This window comes from Bradyrhizobium sp. 14AA (assembly GCF_054185205.1).
Window position 1 is genome coordinate 162,415 of record NZ_JAVAYM010000004.1, and the last position, 16,650, is coordinate 179,064.

Annotated in this window: 16 protein-coding genes and 1 tRNA gene; 9 read left to right on the top strand and 8 right to left on the bottom strand. The window is 64.0% G+C overall.

Annotated features, from left to right (window positions below; translation table 11 throughout):
* Nucleotides 1–108: 108 nt before the first annotated feature.
* Nucleotides 109–195: transfer RNA gene (locus RAD15_RS10775), tRNA-Leu, on the top strand.
* A 115-nt stretch (nt 196–310) separates the two neighbouring features.
* On the opposite strand, the gene RAD15_RS10780 is transcribed toward RAD15_RS10775, so the two are convergent.
* Complete coding sequence (locus tag RAD15_RS10780; protein WP_458177085.1) at nt 311–1,582, bottom strand: MFS transporter; 1,272 nt, start codon at nt 1,580–1,582, stop codon at nt 311–313.
* A gap of 271 nt (nt 1,583–1,853) precedes the next feature.
* Here RAD15_RS10780 and RAD15_RS10785 point away from each other — a divergent pair, with 271 nt between their 5' ends.
* The 8 genes from RAD15_RS10785 to RAD15_RS10820 all read left to right on the top strand — a co-directional run bounded on the left by RAD15_RS10785 (nt 1,854) and on the right by RAD15_RS10820 (nt 9,710).
* On the top strand, nt 1,854–2,468 hold the full coding sequence (locus RAD15_RS10785) for a ribonuclease D (RefSeq protein WP_458177087.1): 615 nt from the start codon (nt 1,854–1,856) through the stop codon (nt 2,466–2,468).
* A 191-nt stretch (nt 2,469–2,659) separates the two neighbouring features.
* Complete coding sequence (gene lptC, locus RAD15_RS10790) at nt 2,660–3,391, top strand: LPS export ABC transporter periplasmic protein LptC (RefSeq protein WP_458177089.1); 732 nt, start codon at nt 2,660–2,662, stop codon at nt 3,389–3,391.
* Nucleotides 3,392–3,396: 5 nt separating this feature from the next.
* Complete coding sequence (locus tag RAD15_RS10795; RefSeq protein WP_458177091.1) at nt 3,397–4,131, top strand: LptA/OstA family protein; 735 nt, start codon at nt 3,397–3,399, stop codon at nt 4,129–4,131.
* A gap of 226 nt (nt 4,132–4,357) precedes the next feature.
* A complete protein-coding gene (gene lptB, locus RAD15_RS10800; RefSeq protein WP_458177093.1) occupies nt 4,358–5,368 on the top strand; it encodes an LPS export ABC transporter ATP-binding protein in 1,011 nt (336 codons plus the stop codon).
* Between the two features lie 91 nt (nt 5,369–5,459).
* A complete protein-coding gene (gene rpoN, locus RAD15_RS10805; RefSeq protein WP_458177095.1) occupies nt 5,460–7,082 on the top strand; it encodes an RNA polymerase factor sigma-54 in 1,623 nt (540 codons plus the stop codon).
* 83 nt (nt 7,083–7,165) lie between these two features.
* On the top strand, nt 7,166–7,777 hold the full coding sequence (gene hpf / locus RAD15_RS10810) for a ribosome hibernation-promoting factor, HPF/YfiA family (RefSeq protein WP_458177097.1): 612 nt from the start codon (nt 7,166–7,168) through the stop codon (nt 7,775–7,777).
* Nucleotides 7,778–8,009: 232 nt separating this feature from the next.
* Nucleotides 8,010–8,471, top strand: a complete 462-nt coding sequence (gene ptsN / locus RAD15_RS10815; RefSeq protein ID WP_011083550.1) for a PTS IIA-like nitrogen regulatory protein PtsN — start codon at nt 8,010–8,012, stop codon at nt 8,469–8,471.
* Between the two features lie 126 nt (nt 8,472–8,597).
* Nucleotides 8,598–9,710: a tetratricopeptide repeat protein gene (locus RAD15_RS10820; protein ID WP_458177099.1), complete on the top strand. Its 1,113-nt coding sequence runs from the start codon at nt 8,598–8,600 to the stop codon at nt 9,708–9,710.
* A 221-nt stretch (nt 9,711–9,931) separates the two neighbouring features.
* On the opposite strand, the gene RAD15_RS10825 is transcribed toward RAD15_RS10820, so the two are convergent.
* From RAD15_RS10825 to RAD15_RS10855, 7 genes are all read right to left on the bottom strand, one after another.
* Nucleotides 9,932–10,204, bottom strand: coding sequence for a BQ00720 family protein (locus RAD15_RS10825; protein ID WP_007598581.1), 273 nt, complete (start codon nt 10,202–10,204; stop codon nt 9,932–9,934).
* Between the two features lie 50 nt (nt 10,205–10,254).
* A complete protein-coding gene (locus RAD15_RS10830) occupies nt 10,255–10,680 on the bottom strand; it encodes an Hsp20 family protein (protein WP_014438749.1) in 426 nt (141 codons plus the stop codon).
* Between the two features lie 330 nt (nt 10,681–11,010).
* Nucleotides 11,011–12,096 carry a sn-glycerol-3-phosphate import ATP-binding protein UgpC gene (locus RAD15_RS10835; RefSeq protein ID WP_458177102.1) on the bottom strand — a complete coding sequence of 362 codons (1,086 nt, stop codon included), beginning with the start codon at nt 12,094–12,096 and terminating at the stop codon, nt 11,011–11,013.
* Between the two features lie 6 nt (nt 12,097–12,102).
* Nucleotides 12,103–12,951, bottom strand: a complete 849-nt coding sequence (gene ugpE, locus RAD15_RS10840) for a sn-glycerol-3-phosphate ABC transporter permease UgpE (protein ID WP_458177104.1) — start codon at nt 12,949–12,951, stop codon at nt 12,103–12,105.
* Complete coding sequence (gene ugpA / locus RAD15_RS10845; RefSeq protein WP_458177106.1) at nt 12,951–13,832, bottom strand: sn-glycerol-3-phosphate ABC transporter permease UgpA; 882 nt, start codon at nt 13,830–13,832, stop codon at nt 12,951–12,953. The genes ugpE and ugpA overlap by 1 nt, the downstream gene beginning before the upstream one ends.
* 49 nt (nt 13,833–13,881) lie before the next feature.
* Nucleotides 13,882–15,198, bottom strand: a complete 1,317-nt coding sequence (ugpB, locus tag RAD15_RS10850) for a sn-glycerol-3-phosphate ABC transporter substrate-binding protein UgpB (protein WP_458177108.1) — start codon at nt 15,196–15,198, stop codon at nt 13,882–13,884.
* Nucleotides 15,199–15,415: 217 nt separating this feature from the next.
* Nucleotides 15,416–16,633 (bottom strand): CaiB/BaiF CoA transferase family protein, encoded by a 1,218-nt coding sequence (locus RAD15_RS10855; RefSeq protein WP_458177110.1) that lies wholly within the window; start codon nt 16,631–16,633, stop codon nt 15,416–15,418.
* Between the last annotated feature and the right edge of the window lie 17 nt (nt 16,634–16,650).

Consider the following 16,650-nt stretch of genomic DNA (forward strand, 5'->3'; position numbering starts at 1 on the left):
ATCGGGCCGGTTTGCGATGCGCAATCCGCAAGCCGAAACATGGCTCAAGCATGAATTGACAACGGCGTCACCGAACCGTAGTAACCGCCTCCGTGCCCCAAACGGCATGCCCAGGTGGTGGAATTGGTAGACGCGCTGGCTTCAGGTGCCAGTGGCTTAACGGCCGTGAAGGTTCGAGTCCTTTCCTGGGCACCATTTTGCGGGATTTGAGCGCAAAATAGCGCTGCTTCCTATCGGAAGAGATGGCAGGGCGGCGATCCCTCCATCGCCGTCGCGACGGTCCCCTGGTACGCCAGATCGGCCTTCTTCCTCACACCACCCGCTTCCCAGCTCTCTCCGCCACCGCCTTCTGCACGAAATACATCGCGACCAGCGAGACGATCGCCGAGCCGACGACGACGTAGCCGATCCGGTCGAAATGGATCAGCGAGCCGTCAGGCGCTTCCGCGATGATGGCGGCGGCGAGCACCGAGCCGAGGCCGCCGGAGAGCTGCTGCAGCGAGGCGCTGATCGCGCTGAAGGAGCCGCGCTGGCTCGCGTCGGGGATCGCCGACATCAGGGCCTGCGACGGGATCATGCGCGAGAAGATGCCGACGAACATCAGGACGTTGACGAGGATCGCGGTCGCGAGCGCGACGTGGCCGAGATGGGTGTAGATCAGCACCATGATGACCGACACCACGCTGCCGAACACGAAGGTCGGGTATTTGCCGAACGCGTCGCTGGCACGGCCGACCAGCGGCCCCGTGACGATGCTGAACAGGCCGGAGACGAGATAGATCGTCGGCAGATGCGTGATGTCGATGCCGAGATTATGCACGGTGAAGGCGCTGGAGAACGGCATCAGCATGTAGCCGCCCGTCGCCAGCAATGTCGTGACGGCGAAGGCCAGCGTGTAGCGTGGTTGCCCGATCGTCGCGATCAGATGACGGAACGGGTTCTTGTCCTGCTTCAGCTTCAGATGCGCGTCGACCGGCTCCATGGCGAAGGCGATGATGGCGATCGCGGCGATCGACACCACGACGATCGCAACGAAGCAGGCATGCCAGTTCCAGTGATTGGCCAGAAACAGCCCGGCGGGAATGCCGAGCACCTGGCTCGCGGCGAACGCCGTCTGCACGAAGCCCATCACGCGGCCGCGCAGATGCAGCGGGAACAGATCGGTGATGATGGCGAGCACGACCGAGCCAATCACGCCGCCGAACAATCCGGTCACGATCCGGCCGATCAGCAGCACATGGTAATTCTGCGCCGCCGCGCAGAGCATGGTTCCGAGCGTGAAGCCGACATAGAAGAACAGCAGCAGGCGCTTGCGGTCGAAGCGATCGGCAAAGCCGGCGGCGAGGATGCCCGAAATTCCGGCGCTGAATGCGTAGGCCGAGACCGCGACGCCGAATTGTCCGGCCGTGATGTTGAGCGCGGGCATCAGGATGGCGCCGAGCGGCGACATGATGATGAAGTCGAGAATGATCGTGAACTGCGTGAACGCGAGCAGCGCGATGAGGAGCGCCTGGTAGCGCGAAAAGCCGCGCTGGCTTTCCTGCGGGTTGTCGATAGGCGCAGCGAGCGTCTGTTCGGTCATGTCCACCTGATTCATGGCGAGGGGCGAGGGTGCGAATCTGGCAGATGGGGTGGACCGGGACGATTTCCACGGGGCGTATGGCACAAGTTGTGCCGGACGACGAAGTCCGCGTCGGGTTGTGGGATCCCTGCAACAGGCCGGCGGCCGGGGAGCCGTCCGGCCCCGTGCGCAACCTTGCTTGCGTGGCCCGCCCGCAATGGCTACATCGCGAGCCATCCGAATTAGCCCTATTGTCCCGTCAGACCGATTCGACCCGAGGCTTTGAAACGCCATGACCGTACGCCTGCACCGCGGCGACCTGCCCGACCTCACGCGCTACACCGGAGCGGTGGCGATCGACACCGAGACCATGGGCCTGAACCCGCACCGCGACCGGCTCTGCGTGGTGCAGCTCTCGCCGGGCGACGGCAGTGCCGACGTGGTGCAGATCCCGAAGGGCCATACCGACGCGCCGAACCTGAAGGCCCTGCTGGCCAATCCGGCGATCACGAAAATCTTCCACTTCGCGCGGTTCGACGTCGCGGTGCTGTACCAGACCTTTGGCGTCATGACCGGCCCGATCTACTGCACCAAGATCGCCTCCCGCCTGGTCCGCACCTACACCGACCGCCACGGCCTGAAGGACCTCGTGCGCGAGGTGCTCAATGTCGACCTCTCCAAGCAGCAGCAGTCCAGTGACTGGGGCTCCGACAGCCTGACCGAGCCGCAGCTCGCCTACGCCGCCTCGGACGTGCTGCATCTGCATGCCTTGCGCGAGCGGCTCGATGCCATGCTGGTGCGGGAAGGCCGCACCGCGCTGGCCAAAGCCTGTTTCGACTTCCTGCCGACCCGCGCCCTGCTCGACCTCCAGGGCTGGGAGGAAGAGGACATTTTCGCCCACTCCTGAGACCTTAAGCGGCAGCCTGGGGCAGGGCAGTCGCCCCGTTTCGGACACTTTCGTAACGGCCTGTCGAAAGCTGATATGCCCAAGGCTGCTATGCCCAAGGCTGATTGCTCAAGGCTGCATATTGGGGCGGCGACGGGTACAATGGGGCGCCCTTCGAACCGGACCAGGCGAGCGACACCCCGGGAGCTCAGGTGAATTCGGCCCAGAATCCAACCTACGACGCCGCGCTTGCGGCGAAGTTTGCCGGCGCGGCACGCCACAGCCGCATGGTCCGGATTCTGCGCATCGCGGTGCCGGCGACGGTGGTCGCGTCCCTGGCCGCGATCGTCGCCGTCTCGACCTTCCTCAATCCCTTCCAGATCCCCGTGAAGCTCGATTCCGGAAACCTCGTGGTGACAGGCACCAAGATCACGATGGAATCGCCGCATATGTCCGGCTTCACGCCGGACCAGCGGCCCTATGAGCTCTGGGCCAAGACCGCGACGCAGGACATCACCGACCCCGATCACGTTGATCTCGCCGACCTGCGCGCAAAGGTGCTGATGGAGGATCAATCCACCCTGTTCCTCGACGCCCGCACCGGCCGCTTCGACAACAAGCAGCAGCAGCTCGACCTGCACAAGGACATCTTCCTGCGCACCTCGACCGGCTACGAGGCGCGGCTGAATTCCGCCTTCGTCGACATGGGCAAGGGCACGGTCTCGTCGGACGAGCATGTCGACGTCAAGCTGACCAACGGAACGCTGACCGCCGATAGGCTGCGCATCACGGAAGGCGGCGACGTCATCCGCTTCGAGGGCAACGTGGTGATGCACCTGGACAAGCTGGACGATCCCGCCGCCGCGCAGCCGGCGCCGGTCGAGCCTGCGCCGCCGCCGGCCAAGACACGTACGCCCCAGAACAAGTCTGCCAATTCAAAGTGATTTTCATGATCAGGTCTTTTCAGCGCAGCGAAGTCAAACGTAGCGCCATCCTCGGCGCGGCCGCGCTCGCCGCCGGCGTCGCGCTGATCGCCGCCGGTGCAGCCATCGCGCAGAGCACGATGCAGGGCGTGCCGAACGCGATGCAGGGCTTCTCGCAGAATCGCGATCAGCCGATCCAGATCGAAGCTGCAGTGCTCGAGATGCGCGACAAGAAGAAGGAAGCGACCTTCTCCGGCAATGTGAAGGTCATCCAGGGCGACACCACCATGACCTCGAAGACGCTGGTGGTGTTCTACGAATCGGGCGGCGACAAGCCCGCCACGCCGCCGCCCGCGGCTGCCCAAAACGCACCTGCAAAGGGCGCCAAATCGGCGCCGATGCAGTCGGCGACGCCGGGGCCGGGCGGCAGCTCCTCGATCAAGCGGCTGGAGGCGCGCGGCAATGTCGTGGTCACCCAGAAGGACCAGGTGGTGACCGGCGAGACCGCCGTGTTCGACACCAAGACCAACCTCATCACCATGCTCGGCGGTTCCGGTGGCCAGGTGGTCCTGACGCAATGCAAGAACGTGTTGCGCGGCGACCGGCTGATGGTCGACATGACGACAGGCGTGTCGCGCGTGGAATCCGACGCAGGCCGGGTGCAGGCGCTGCTCCCGCAGGGCGGCGGCAATGATTGCGGTTCCGGCAAGCCCGGCGGGGCTTCGCCCCTGCAGCTGCCTGGCGCAAGTAAACCGAAGTAAATTCAACGACTTGGATTAAGCGCTCCCGATCCGAGGTTGAAGCTTGCTCGACGAGACTGTATCTAGCGCGCAGGGCTTTCGAAGCGGGGTCCGCCGCTTTTCGGGCGTGTTTCATTGGGCATGAGACATTCCTTCACTCATGCTGCGTCGGCGAATCGAAAAGCTGGCGCGGCAGATCGCGCGCGAATACCGCGCAGGATCGTCGCGAAAGGCTTAGAAGGCGGGGATGGTCGATCTCTTCAGCATGTTCCGTCGGCGCCCCGCCAAACGCGGTCGGCCAGGATTTGCGCGTCAGGACATCACGGCGCTGGGCGACGGTGTCGGCGGTCTCGTGGCGAGCCCCGTGCGCGACGCGCCGCCGATCGCCCGTGACCAGCCGATGCATGCGCCCGACCAGTTCCAGGGGGACTATCAAGGCGACTATCAGTCCGAGGCGCTGCGTTCGCCGGCGGTTCACCCCGTCAGGGCCGCCAGCAGGACGAACGGCGCCGATGGACCTCAGCTGCTGAAGCGGCCGGGCTTCCTGGCTGTGCACAGCGTGGAAAAGGCCTTTGGCAGCCGTCAGGTCGTGCGCGGCGTCAGCATCTATGTGCGCCGTGGCGAAGCGGTCGGCCTGCTTGGTCCGAACGGTGCCGGCAAGACCACCGTGTTCTACATGATCACCGGCCTCATCAAGGCCGACCGCGGCGCGATCGAGCTCGACGGCCACGACGTCACGAAACTCCCGATGTACCAGCGCGCGCGGCTCGGCATCGGCTATCTGCCGCAGGAAGCCTCGATCTTTCGCGGCCTCACCGTCGAGCAGAACATCCGCGCCGTGCTCGAAGTGGTCGAGCCCTCGCGCAAGAAGCGCGAGCAGCAGCTCGACTCGCTGCTCGACGAATTCAACATCACGCGCCTGCGCAAATCGCCGTCGATCGCGCTGTCCGGCGGCGAGCGCCGCCGTGTGGAGATCGCGCGCGCGCTGGCGACGCGTCCGAACTACATGCTGCTCGACGAGCCCTTCGCGGGCATCGATCCGATCGCGGTCGGCGACATTCAGGACCTCGTCCGCCATCTCACCAACCGCGGCATCGGCGTGCTGATCACCGACCACAATGTGCGCGAGACGCTCGGCCTCACCGATCGCGCCTATATTGTCTACGCCGGTGAAATCTTGACCGAGGGTAGCCCGGATGAGATCGTCGCTGACCCGGACGTTCGGCGGCTTTACCTTGGCGAGGAATTCCGCCTCTAGCCCTTTTTTCCAATTCGTCAAGCCGTGTACATCGTGCCAAGACTAGGATAAGCAAAAATCGGACCAACTTTTTGGGATCGGTTCTTGCTTCATGGCGCTCACGCAGAGATTAGAGTTCCGGCAATCGCAGTCGCTGGTCATGACGCCGCAGCTGATGCAGGCGATCAAGCTGCTGCAATTGTCCAATCTCGATCTCACGACCTTCGTGGAAGAGGAACTCGAGCGTAATCCCCTGCTGGAGCGGGCCAATGACGAGCCGCCCGCGGGCGAAGCTCCGGCCGAGGCCGGCCAGTTCAGCGATGGCGACGATTTCGGCGGCGGGAGCAGCGACGAGCCGGGCGGCGGTCCGGGCGAGGCCTTCGAGCCGGGCCAGGAAGAATGGATGAGCAAGGATCTCGGCACCCGCGCCGAGATCGAGCAGACCCTGGACACGGGCCTGGACAACGTCTTCTCCGAGGAGCCCGCCGAGACGGCCGCACGCAACGCCCAGGACGCCGCACCGACCACCTATACGGAATGGGGTGGCGGCGCCTCCGGTGACGAAGACTACAATCTCGAAGCTTTTGTCGCGGCCGAGACGACGCTGTCCGACCATCTCGCCGAGCAGCTCTCGGTGGCCTTCACCGGCCCCGCCCAGCGCATGATCGGCCAGTATCTGATCGACCTCGTCGACGAGGCCGGCTATCTGCCGCCGGATCTCGGCCAGGCCGCCGAGCGTCTTGGCGCATCGCAAAAGGACGTCGAGGACGTCCTCGCCGTGCTGCAAAAATTCGATCCGCCCGGCGTCTGCGCGCGCAACCTGAGCGAATGCCTCGCGATCCAGCTCCGCGAGCTCGACCGCTACGACCCCGCGATGCAGGCCCTCGTCGAGCACCTCGATCTCCTCGCCAAGCGCGACATCGCAGCCCTGCGCAAGCTCTGCGGCGTCGACGACGAGGACATTGCCGACATGATCGGCGAGATCCGCCGCCTCAATCCCAAGCCCGGCATGAAGTTCGGCTCGGCGCGGCTCCAGACCATGGTGCCCGACGTCTATGTCCGCCCGGGCCCGGACGGCGGCTGGCATGTCGAGCTCAACAGTGACACCTTGCCGCGCGTGCTGGTCAACCAGACCTACTATTCCGAGCTGTCGAAGAAGATCGGCAAGGACGGCGACAAGTCCTATTTCACCGACGCGCTTCAGAACGCGACCTGGCTCGTGCGTGCGCTCGACCAGCGTGCCCGCACCATCCTGAAAGTTGCAACCGAGATCGTGCGCCAGCAGGACGGCTTCTTCACCCATGGCGTCGCGCATTTGCGGCCGCTGAATCTGAAGGCCGTCGCCGACGCCATCCAGATGCATGAATCCACGGTGTCGCGCGTCACCGCCAACAAGTACATGGCGACAAATCGCGGCACATTTGAGCTGAAATATTTCTTCACCGCCTCGATCGCCTCGGCCGACGGCGGCGAGGCGCATTCCGCCGAAGCCGTTCGCCACCACATCAAGCAGCTGATCGATTCGGAGGCGCCGTCCGCGATCCTGTCGGACGACACCATCGTGGAACGCTTGCGCGCCTCGGGCATTGATATTGCCCGCCGCACGGTCGCGAAGTACCGCGAAGCCATGCGCATTCCCTCCTCGGTGCAACGCCGCCGCGACAAGCAGAGCGCTCTTGGCAACGTCCTCTCCACCGCCCTGTCCGATCGCTCCCGCAATCCCGAACCGGCCTGATTGCGCTGGCGCCAAATCGCGCTACTCTCGATACCCCACCGAGACCGATCCAAGCTGGGCACTTAAACCAAGCGAGGCATCACATGACCCTTCGAATTTCGGGAAAGAGCGTCAGCGTCGGCGAGGCCCTGCGCGGCCGCGTCGCCGACCGGACCGAAGAGGTCCTCCGTAAATATTTCGACGGCAATTATTCCGGCCATATCACGCTGAGCAAGGATGGCTTCGGCTTCCGGACCGATTGCGCGCTGCATCTCGATTCGGGAATTACGCTGGAAGCCGATTCCAACGCGCCGGACGCCTATGCCAGCGCCGACCAGGCGCTGCTGATGATCGAGAAGCGGCTCAAGCGCTACAAGAGCCGGCTCAAGGACCGCTCGGCCCGCAAGGCCCATGTCGCCTCCGCGGCGCTGGCCGCGCTCGACGCGACGAGCTACGTGCTGGAGGCGCCGGGCGACGGTGAGGACGAGGACGAAGTCACCGGCTACAGCCCCGTGATCATCGCGGAGGCCACCACCTCCCTGAAGCAGCTCTCGGTCAGCGAGGCCGTCATGGAACTCGACCTCAGCGGGGCGCCCTGCCTGGTGTTCCAGCACGGCTCCAGCGGCCGGGTGAACATCATTTACCGCCGCGCCGACGGCAATGTGGGCTGGATCGACCCGCCCGGAGGCAAGTCGGACGGAAAGGCGGGCGGTTAGGGCGGGGCCCCCGGGCCCCGTACCATCCGCAGCCCTTAACAATGACCGGGGCAAAGCCCCACGCAGCAGTTGGCACCGGGATTGCGTTGGAGTAGAAGCGCCCCACATCAGGACCCAACGGGACTTGGGCTAAGTCCCCCTCCTGCTTCACCTTCTTGACGCCGGTCGGGCTCGGTTTGACTGAGCAGGCCAATTCGGAACCTGACGGTTTAATTCACCTCGGAAACCCTCCATGCCGATTACCGATCTGGTCGCACCCGAGGCGATTCTCCCGGCATTGAAGGTCAACAGCAAGAAGCAGGCCTTGCAGGAGCTCGCAGCGAAGGCCGCCGAGCTGACTGGGCAGAACGAACGCGCGGTCTTCGAGGTCCTGCTGCAACGGGAAAAGCTCGGCACCACCGCGGTCGGCTATGGCGTCGCCATTCCCCACGGCAAGCTGCCCAAGCTGGAAAAGATCTTCGGCCTGTTCGCGCGCCTCGATCGTCCGATCGATTTCGAGTCGATGGACGGCCAGCCGGTTGATCTCGTCTTCCTGCTGCTCGCCCCCGAAGGCGCCGGCGCCGATCACCTCAAGGCGCTCGCCCGCATCGCCCGCCTGCTCCGCGACCAGGACATCGCCAAGAAGCTCCGCGCCTCGCGCGATGCCCAGGCGATCTATTCCGTGCTCGCCCTGCCGCCGGCGACCGCGGCGTAACCTTCCTCGTTCGAACCCGAGCCGCGCCGGCTGCGACGTAATATCAGGGCCGGGCGCTACGACGTTTCTCCGTCAGTTCTGATCGATTGCGCGTCCCGGCACGGATTTGGTGCGGGAATTTCAGACATGATTTGCGGTTCGATCGGCCGGGTTTTCGGCCTGCTTTGTTCGGTCACCATCGCCGCAACAGCCGTGGCGCGCGCCGACGAGGCGTCGAACGACCGCGTCATCGCGGAGAAGACCGAGATCATCGCGGCCGATCCGACAAATGCGGTCGCTTACGAGCTGCGCGGCGAAGCCCACTATCTCAAGCGGGACTGGAATCACGCCTTCGAGGATTGCGGCGCCGCGATCCGGATCGATCCGAATTTCGGGCGGGCCTATAACTGCCGCGGGCGCGCTTATTCGGCCAAAGGCGATCGCGATCACGCCATGGCCGATTACAACGAGGCCATTCGCCTCGATCCCGGCTACGGACCGTCTTACACATCGCGCGCGCTGGAATATTACAACAAGCGCGACTTCGATCTTGCGATAGCCGGATTCGCCGAGGCCATCGAGCGCGATCCCAAGCACGCCTACTTTGCGACGATCATGAGAGGCGAGGCCTATCAGGCGAAGGGCGACACCGACCGCGCCGTCGCCGATTACAACGAGGCGATGCAGCGTAGCCCTGCCGCGGCGTGGCCCTACGAGCTGCGAGCCACCGTTCATGTCGCCAAGGGCGAGATCGATGCGGCGCTTGACGACTGCAACATCGCGGTCCGTCTGGAGCCCAACAGCGCGGGCGGCCACTATTGCAGAGGCGCCGTTCTCGTCAAAAAGGGCGACTTCGACGACGCCATCCGCGAGCTCGATGAGGTCATCAGGATCATGCCATCTTTCGAGAAGGCATTTCTCGCTCGCGGCGTCGCCTGGCACAGGAAGGGCGACAACAAACGCGCGATTGCCGATTTTGACGAAGGGATCCGGCTTCAGCCGGGAAATTCGTCCGCCTACAACGACCGCGCCGGTACATTTCGTGACATGGGCGAGCTCGATCGCGCGCTTGCCGACTACAACGAAGCAATCCGGCTCGACCCCACCAGTCAGGTCGCCCTCGCCAACCGCGGCCTCTTCTACATGATGAGGTCCGACGCCAAACGCGCGCGCGCGGACTTCAACAGCGTGCTCGCACTGCCGCCGGGCGACAAACGGGCCGAAGACACCGCGCGCGAAGGGCTCGGCTTTGTGAAGTGATGCGGGAGTGGGGCTGCGCTGTAGCCTTATACTCCGTCATTGCGAGGAGCTCTTGCGACGAAGCAATCCAGACTGCCACCGAGGAAAGACTCTGGATTGCTTCGCTGCGCTCGCAATGACGGGGAGAGCGCATGCGATTGGTCTCTCCCAAAATAAAAACGGGCACGCCTTCGTCCGAAGGCATGCCCGCCAAAAATTCTATTCGTGCGACCTGCGCGCGCTCAGTGCACGCTCACCGCCTGCAGCTCGTTGCTCCAGGCGTTGGCGATTGCAGCTTCCCGGCTGTCGGTCAGCATGATCGGCGTGCCGTCGGCGGCGTGGAGCGCGAAGAGCTTGAGGCCCGGCGCGATTTTCGGCGCCTCGGGAAACAGGCCCGGCACATCCTCGGAGCGGATCTGCTTCACATAGGCGATATGACCTTCGCCGAGGGTTGCCAGCGTCTCGGGCGAGACGTTCTTGGCTTCGTATTCGAACGCAACGTGACCTTCACTCATGGTCTCGACTCCTCTGGAACACTAAGCGGTCGAGTCCGCTACTCGTTCCATTATTCGTGCTCATTGATAGCGATTGTCTTAACGATCCTCTCCGGTTCAGGCCGGGCAAGATCGACCGACAACAACCCGTTCTTCAGATCCGCACCCAGCACCAGCATCCCCTCCGCCAGCACGAAGGTGCGCTGGAAGTGGCGCGCGGCGATGCCGCGATGGATGTATTGCCGGGTCTTGTCGTCCTGCTGCCGCCCGCGAATGACGAGCTGGTTTTCCTCAATGGTTACATCGAGTTGGTCGCGGGTGAATCCGGCGACCGCCAGCGTGATCCGCAAACGCTCGGGCTGGCCGTCCGACCGGTCGCACCTCTCGATATTGTAGGGAGGGTAGCCGTCGGCGCCTTTGACGACCCGATCGAGCACGCGCTCGATCTCGTCGAAGCCCAGAAGGAACGGACTGGATAACGTGGGAACACGAGACATAGTTTACAAAGTCCTCGCAGAAGCGACTTTGACATTTCAGGGCCCGAACGGCGCCCCTTGGTCAACAATATGGGCATATCCGTATGTTGGTTCAAGGAGGTAGCCGGGGAGGCTGTGGATGGGCTATTCCGGTCGCCCGGTCCATTCTGCCATCGTTAATGTGTCAGCCATGTCTCCGAACGCCCGTCAGTGACCTGTCCGGGCGCTGAGCCGGCAAACCCTCGGCATGACCATTTGGCGAGACGAAAATTTCTCAACGAAAACAAACCCCCTTCTACTGTGCATGGGGTTGTTTTCACGGTTGTGAATCGGCCGATCCCGCGGAAGCCCTCAGGCCTCGATCCGCGTCCGCCCGTCGCCGCTGAAAAGGTGCAGCTTTTGGCGCACAGCCGCGACCCGAATCTTCTGGCCGATGGCGGGGGCCTCGGTGCCGGGGATGCGGACGATGACCTCGCCGGGCGGCAGCTCGCCGGGGGTGGCGGCGACGCGCTGGTCTTCATGCTCACGGGAGCCGTAGACGAAGGTCTCCGCGCCGACGCGCTCGATGGCCTCGACCGTGAGCGGCAGCGCGACGCCACCGGCGGGCGTCTGGTCGGTGATGACAAAATCCTCCGGACGGATGCCGAGGATGCCGGCTTCGCCTGCGCTGCCACCGAGCTGCGATTTGATTTCCTCAGTGCGCGTCGACATCAAATTCATCGGCGGCGCGCCGATGAAGGAGGCGACGAAAGTCGTCGCCGGCTTCTCGTAGATGGCCAGGGGATTGCCGACCTGCTCGACCTGGCCGCCGTTCATGACCACGAGAACGTCGGCGAGCGTCATCGCTTCCAGCTGGTCGTGGGTGACGTAGATCGACGTGGTGTTGAGCCGGCGCTGCAATTTGCGGATTTCCACCCGCATCGCGATGCGCAGTTTCGCGTCGAGATTGGACAGCGGCTCGTCGAACAAAAACACCTTCGGCTGGCGCACGATGGCGCGACCCATGGCGACGCGCTGGCGCTGGCCGCCGGAGAGCTGGCGCGGCTTGCGCTCCAGCATCGGCGTGAGCTCGAGCACGCGCGCGGCTTCCTCGACGCGCGACTTGACCTCGGCCTCCTTCATGCCGCGGTTGCGCAGGCCGTAGGCCATGTTGTTGAAGACGCTCATATGCGGGTAGAGCGCGTAGTTCTGGAACACCATCGCGATGTCGCGGTCGGCGGGCTCGACTTGGTTGACGACGCGGCCGCCGATGTCGATCTCGCCGCCGGTGACGGTCTCCAGGCCTGCGACCATGCGCAGCAGCGTGGACTTGCCGCAGCCGGAGGGGCCAACCAGCACGCAGAACTGGCCGTCGGCGACATCGACGTTGACGCCCTTGATGGCCTCGAAGCCGCCCGTGTAGGTCTTGCGGACGTTGCGCAGGGTGACGTTAGCCATGAAAACTCACTTTTCCGTCTCGACCAGACCGCGCACGAACAATTTCTGCATGACGACGACGACGAACACCGGCGGCAGCATGGCCAGCACGGCGGTCGCCATCACGATCGGCCATTCGGTCAGCGCGTCGGTGGTGGTGATCATCTTGCGGATGCCGACCTGGATGGTCTGCATGTCGTCGCGGGTGGTGATGAGCAGCGGCCAGAGATATTGATTCCAGCCGAGGATGAAGAGGATCACGAACAGCGCCGCCATGTTGGTGCGCGACAGCGGCAAGAGCGTATCCCAGAAGAAGCGCAGGGGGCCTGCGCCGTCGATGCGCGAGGCTTCCAGCAGCTCGTCCGGCACGGTCATGAAGAACTGGCGGAACAGCAGCGTCGCGGTGGCCGAGGCGATCAACGGCAGCGACAGGCCGGCATAGCTGTCGAGCATGTGCAGGTCGGCGACGATCTTGTAGGTCGGATAGATGCGGACCTCGACCGGCAGCATCAAGGTGATGAAGATGATCCAGAAGATCGGCATCCGGAACGGAAAGCGGAAATACACGATCGCATAAGCCGAGATGATCGAGATCGCGATCTTGCCGATCGCGATCGCCAGCGCCATCACCAGCGAGTTCAGCATCATGTTGCCGACGGGCTCGCGGGTCGAGCCGCTCGTGCCGACGAAGATGGTCTGGTAGTAGACCTCGAAGAAATGGCCGCCCGGCAGCAGCGACATCTGCCCGTTGGCGATCAGCGCGTTGTCCTGGGTCGAGGCGACGAACGCGATGTAGACCGGGAACGCGACGATCGCGATCCCGATCCAGAGGATGACGTGAGCGATGTAGCGCCTGAAGCCCTCTTCCTCGACCATCAGTAGGTCACCTTGCGTTCGACGAAGCGGAACTGGATTCCCGTCAGCACGATGACCATGATCATCAGGATCACCGATTGCGCCGCGGAGCTGCCGAGATTGCCGCCGAGCAGGCCGTCGGAATAGACCTTGTAGACCAGCGTCACGGTCGACGTGCCGGGACCGCCGCGGGTCATGGTGTCGATGATGCCGAACGTGTCGAAGAAGGCGTAGACGATGTTGACGACCAGCAGGAAGAAGATCGTCGGCGACAGCAGCGGGAAGGTCACGGTCCAGAACCGCCGCATCGGACGCGCGCCGTCGATCGCGGCGGCCTCGAACACGCTCCTCGGGATCGCCTGCAGGCCGGCGAGGAAGAACAGGAAATTGTAGGAGATCTGCTTCCAGGCGGCGGCGAGGATGATCAGGCCGGCGGCCTGGTTGCCGTCGAGCAGCGGATTCCAGTCGACGCCCAGGCCGCGCAGATAGCGCGAGAGTACGCCGAGCGAGGGGTGCAGCATGAAGATCCAGAGCACGCCGACGACGGGCGGCGCCACCGCATAGGGCCAGATCAGCAGCGTGCGGTAGAGCATCGAGCCGCGCAGCGGCTTGTCGGCCATGACGGCAAGCAGCAGCGCAAACGACAGCGACGAGACCGCGATGGCGAACGAGAAGAAGAAGGTCCGGACGATCGCTTCGAAATAGGCGGGGTCTTTGAACAGCTCGATGTAATTGTCGAACCAGACGAAGGTCGACGAGAGGCCGAAGGCGTCCTGGAGCAGGAAGGACTGGATCACGGCCTGCAAGGCCGGCCAGTAGAAGAAAATCAGGACGATCGCGAGCTGCGGCGCAACCAGCGCGTAGGGCAATAGCTTCGACTGGAAAATGGCTTGCTTTTGCATGATATCAGCAGAAGCGGCAGGCCGCGTCGCGGCCTGCCGCTTCAATGCCTCACTTGACGGCGGTCTTTTCGAACTGACGCAGCATCGTGTTGCCGCGTTCGACCGCGGCATCAAGCGCCTGCTTGGCGGTCTTCTTGCCGGCCAGCGCCTGCTCGATCTCTTCCGACCAGACGTCGCGGAGCTGAACCATGTTGCCGAGACGCAGACCGCGGGAATTGTCGGTCGGCTCCTTGTTGGTCAGCTCGATCAGCGGCGTCTCGAGATAGGGCTGATCCTTGTAGAAGCCTTCTTCCTTTGCCTTGGCGTAGGCCGCCTTGGTGATCGGCAGATAGCCCGAGGCCTTGTGGATGTAGACCTGGCGATCGGTGTCGGAGAGGAACGTCAGGAATTTCGCGATGCCCTTGTATTCGTCGGCCGACTTGCCGCCCATGACCCAGAGCGAAGCGCCGCCGATGATCGAGTTCTGCGGCGCGCCCTTGGCGTCGGGATAATAGGGCATCGGCACGGCGGTGAAGGCGAACTTGGCCTGCGCCTTGACGTTGCCGAAGAAGGCCGACGAGGTCAGGTAGATCGGACATTCGCCCGACGTGAAGCGGCCTTCGCCGGTGTTGGTGCGGCCGGCATAGTCGTAGACCTTGGTCTTCTGGAGCTCGACCAGGTTTTCGAGATGCTTGACCTGGAGCGGTCCGTTGAATTCGAGCACGGTGTCGAAGCCGTCGAGACCGTTGGCCTTGCTGGCGAGCGGCACGTTGTGCCAGGCGGAGAGCTGCTCGAGATTGACCCAGGTGATCCAGGAGCCGGAGAAGCCGCAGGTATCGTGACCGGCCGCCTTCAGCTTCTTGCCGGCCTCGAACACTTCGGGCCAGGTCTTGGGGATCTCGACATTGGCTTTCTTCAGCTCGTCGAGATTGATCCACATGACCGTGGACGACGAGTTGAAGGGGAAGGACAGCATCTCGCCCTTCGAGGTCGAGTAGTAGCCGGTGATGGCGGGCAGGTAGATCTTGGGATCGAACTTCTCGCCGGCCTCGGCCATCAGCTTGTAGACCGGTTTCACGGCGCCGGTCGCGGCCATCATGGTGGCGGTGCCGACTTCGAACACCTGCATGATGTGCGGGGCGTTGCCGGCGCGGAACGCCGCGATGCCGGCGTTCATCGTGTCGGGGTAGTTGCCCTTGTAGGTCGGGATCACCTTGTAGTCGCTCTGCGACGCGTTGAAGTCGGTGGCGAGCTTGACGATGACGTCGTTGTTGGCGCCGGTCATCGCGTGCCACCACTGGATCTCGGTCGCGGCCAGGGCCGGCGAGGCCGACAAGCCGACCGTGATTGCGAATGCGGCTGCCGCCCCAAAATGTCGAAGAGCCATCAAGAAAACCTCCCTTGCCCGTCAATAAAGAAGCGCTTGCGCTAGCAGCGCCATATGACGTTCACATGACTGTGTAAGCGGCCGAAACGAAAGCGGCAAGCGCTGCAAAAGGGAAGTCGTCAAATAGGCGAATGCGGCGTGGACAGCCGTATCCGTTCGCACTGCACATGCGTGGGCGCGCCGCAGTGCGGCATTACTTGGGTGAGGAGGTCGGGCCCTAGCGCTTGCGCTCGGGGCCGCAGACCGTGCCCTTTTCGACCATCGCGTCGATCTCGGTCTTGGAATATCCGAACTCGCCCAGCACCTCCTGGGCGTGCTGGCTGAATTTCGGCGGCAGGCGCCGCAGGCTCGGCTTGCTGCGGTCGAGCCGGATCGGCGACGCCACGCCCTTGTACCAGTCCTTCTCGATGACATCGCCGCGGGCGATGGTGTGTGGATTGGTCAGCGCCTGGTCGATCTTCTGCACGGGGCCAGCGGGCAGGCCTGCCGCGAGCAGGCGGTTGCACAGCGGCTCGGCCTCGTGCTGGCTGAACACGGCGGCAAGCTCCGCGCGCAGCGCCTCGCGGTTGGCGATGCGGTCCTTGTTGCGGGCGAAACGTGAATCGGTGCCGAGCTCGGGCTTGCCGATCTCCTTGGCGAGCTTGCGGAAGGTGCCGTCATTGCCGACGCCGATGAAGATGTTGTCGGTCTTGGTCGGGAAGATCGCGTAGGGCACGAGGTTGGGGTGCTCGTTGCCGGTGAGCGACGGCGGCTTGCCATGCATGAAATAATTCGCGGTGTGCGGATGCATGATGGCAAGGCCGGTCTCGTACAGCGTCGTCTCCAGGAACTGGCCCTGGCCGGAGCGCTGCCGCTCCGACAACGCCATCAGGATGCCGATCGCCGCATAGAGTCCGGTGGTGATGTCGACCAGCGGCACGCCGATCCGCATCGGGCCGCTCTCCGGCGAGCCGGTCGCGGCGATCATGCCGGTCATGGCCTGGATGATGGCGTCATAGCCGGGATTGCCGCCGCGCGGACCGTCGGCGCCGAAGCCGCAGATCCGGCAATGCACGAGCCGCGGAAATTTTGTGCTGAGCACATCGTTGCCGATGCCCCATTTTTCCAGCGTGCCCGGCTTGAAATTCTCGATCAGGACGTCGGCGGTCTCCAGCATCTTGAGCAGCACGACGCGGCCGCCTTCGGAGGCGAGGTCGAGGCCGATCGAGCGCTTGTTGCGGTTGATGCCGACGAAATAGGCCGCGTCTTCCTCGTGGAAGGGAGGGCCCCATTCGCGAACCTCGTCGCCTGCCGGCGGCTCGACCTTGATCACGTCGGCGCCGTGGTCGGCGAGGATCTGGGTGCAGTAGGGACCGCCAAGCACGCGCGTGAGATCGATGACGCGCAGTCCGCTCATTGCGCCGGTTGCTGCTCCAGAACTGGCCGCTTCAGTCATGCCTTCGCTTCCCTGTG

Excerpts from the sequence above, each read along its gene's own strand:
- ugpA (WP_458177106.1), bottom strand. The coding sequence starts at position 13,832 with ATGCAAAAGCAAGCCATTTTCCAGTCGAAGCTATTGCCCTACGCGCTG.
- RAD15_RS10780 (WP_458177085.1), bottom strand. The coding sequence starts at position 1,582 with ATGACCGAACAGACGCTCGCTGCGCCTATCGACAACCCGCAGGAAAGC.
- hpf (WP_458177097.1), top strand. The coding sequence starts at position 7,166 with ATGACCCTTCGAATTTCGGGAAAGAGCGTCAGCGTCGGCGAGGCCCTG.
- RAD15_RS10855 (WP_458177110.1), bottom strand. The coding sequence starts at position 16,633 with ATGACTGAAGCGGCCAGTTCTGGAGCAGCAACCGGCGCAATGAGCGGA.
- RAD15_RS10795 (WP_458177091.1), top strand. The coding sequence starts at position 3,397 with ATGATCAGGTCTTTTCAGCGCAGCGAAGTCAAACGTAGCGCCATCCTC.
- RAD15_RS10820 (WP_458177099.1), top strand. The coding sequence starts at position 8,598 with ATGATTTGCGGTTCGATCGGCCGGGTTTTCGGCCTGCTTTGTTCGGTC.
- RAD15_RS10835 (WP_458177102.1), bottom strand. The coding sequence starts at position 12,096 with ATGGCTAACGTCACCCTGCGCAACGTCCGCAAGACCTACACGGGCGGC.
- rpoN (WP_458177095.1), top strand. The coding sequence starts at position 5,460 with ATGGCGCTCACGCAGAGATTAGAGTTCCGGCAATCGCAGTCGCTGGTC.
- RAD15_RS10785 (WP_458177087.1), top strand. The coding sequence starts at position 1,854 with ATGACCGTACGCCTGCACCGCGGCGACCTGCCCGACCTCACGCGCTAC.
- RAD15_RS10830 (WP_014438749.1), bottom strand. The coding sequence starts at position 10,680 with ATGTCTCGTGTTCCCACGTTATCCAGTCCGTTCCTTCTGGGCTTCGAC.
- ptsN (WP_011083550.1), top strand. The coding sequence starts at position 8,010 with ATGCCGATTACCGATCTGGTCGCACCCGAGGCGATTCTCCCGGCATTG.
- RAD15_RS10825 (WP_007598581.1), bottom strand. The coding sequence starts at position 10,204 with ATGAGTGAAGGTCACGTTGCGTTCGAATACGAAGCCAAGAACGTCTCG.
- ugpB (WP_458177108.1), bottom strand. The coding sequence starts at position 15,198 with ATGGCTCTTCGACATTTTGGGGCGGCAGCCGCATTCGCAATCACGGTC.
- ugpE (WP_458177104.1), bottom strand. The coding sequence starts at position 12,951 with ATGGTCGAGGAAGAGGGCTTCAGGCGCTACATCGCTCACGTCATCCTC.
- lptB (WP_458177093.1), top strand. The coding sequence starts at position 4,358 with ATGGTCGATCTCTTCAGCATGTTCCGTCGGCGCCCCGCCAAACGCGGT.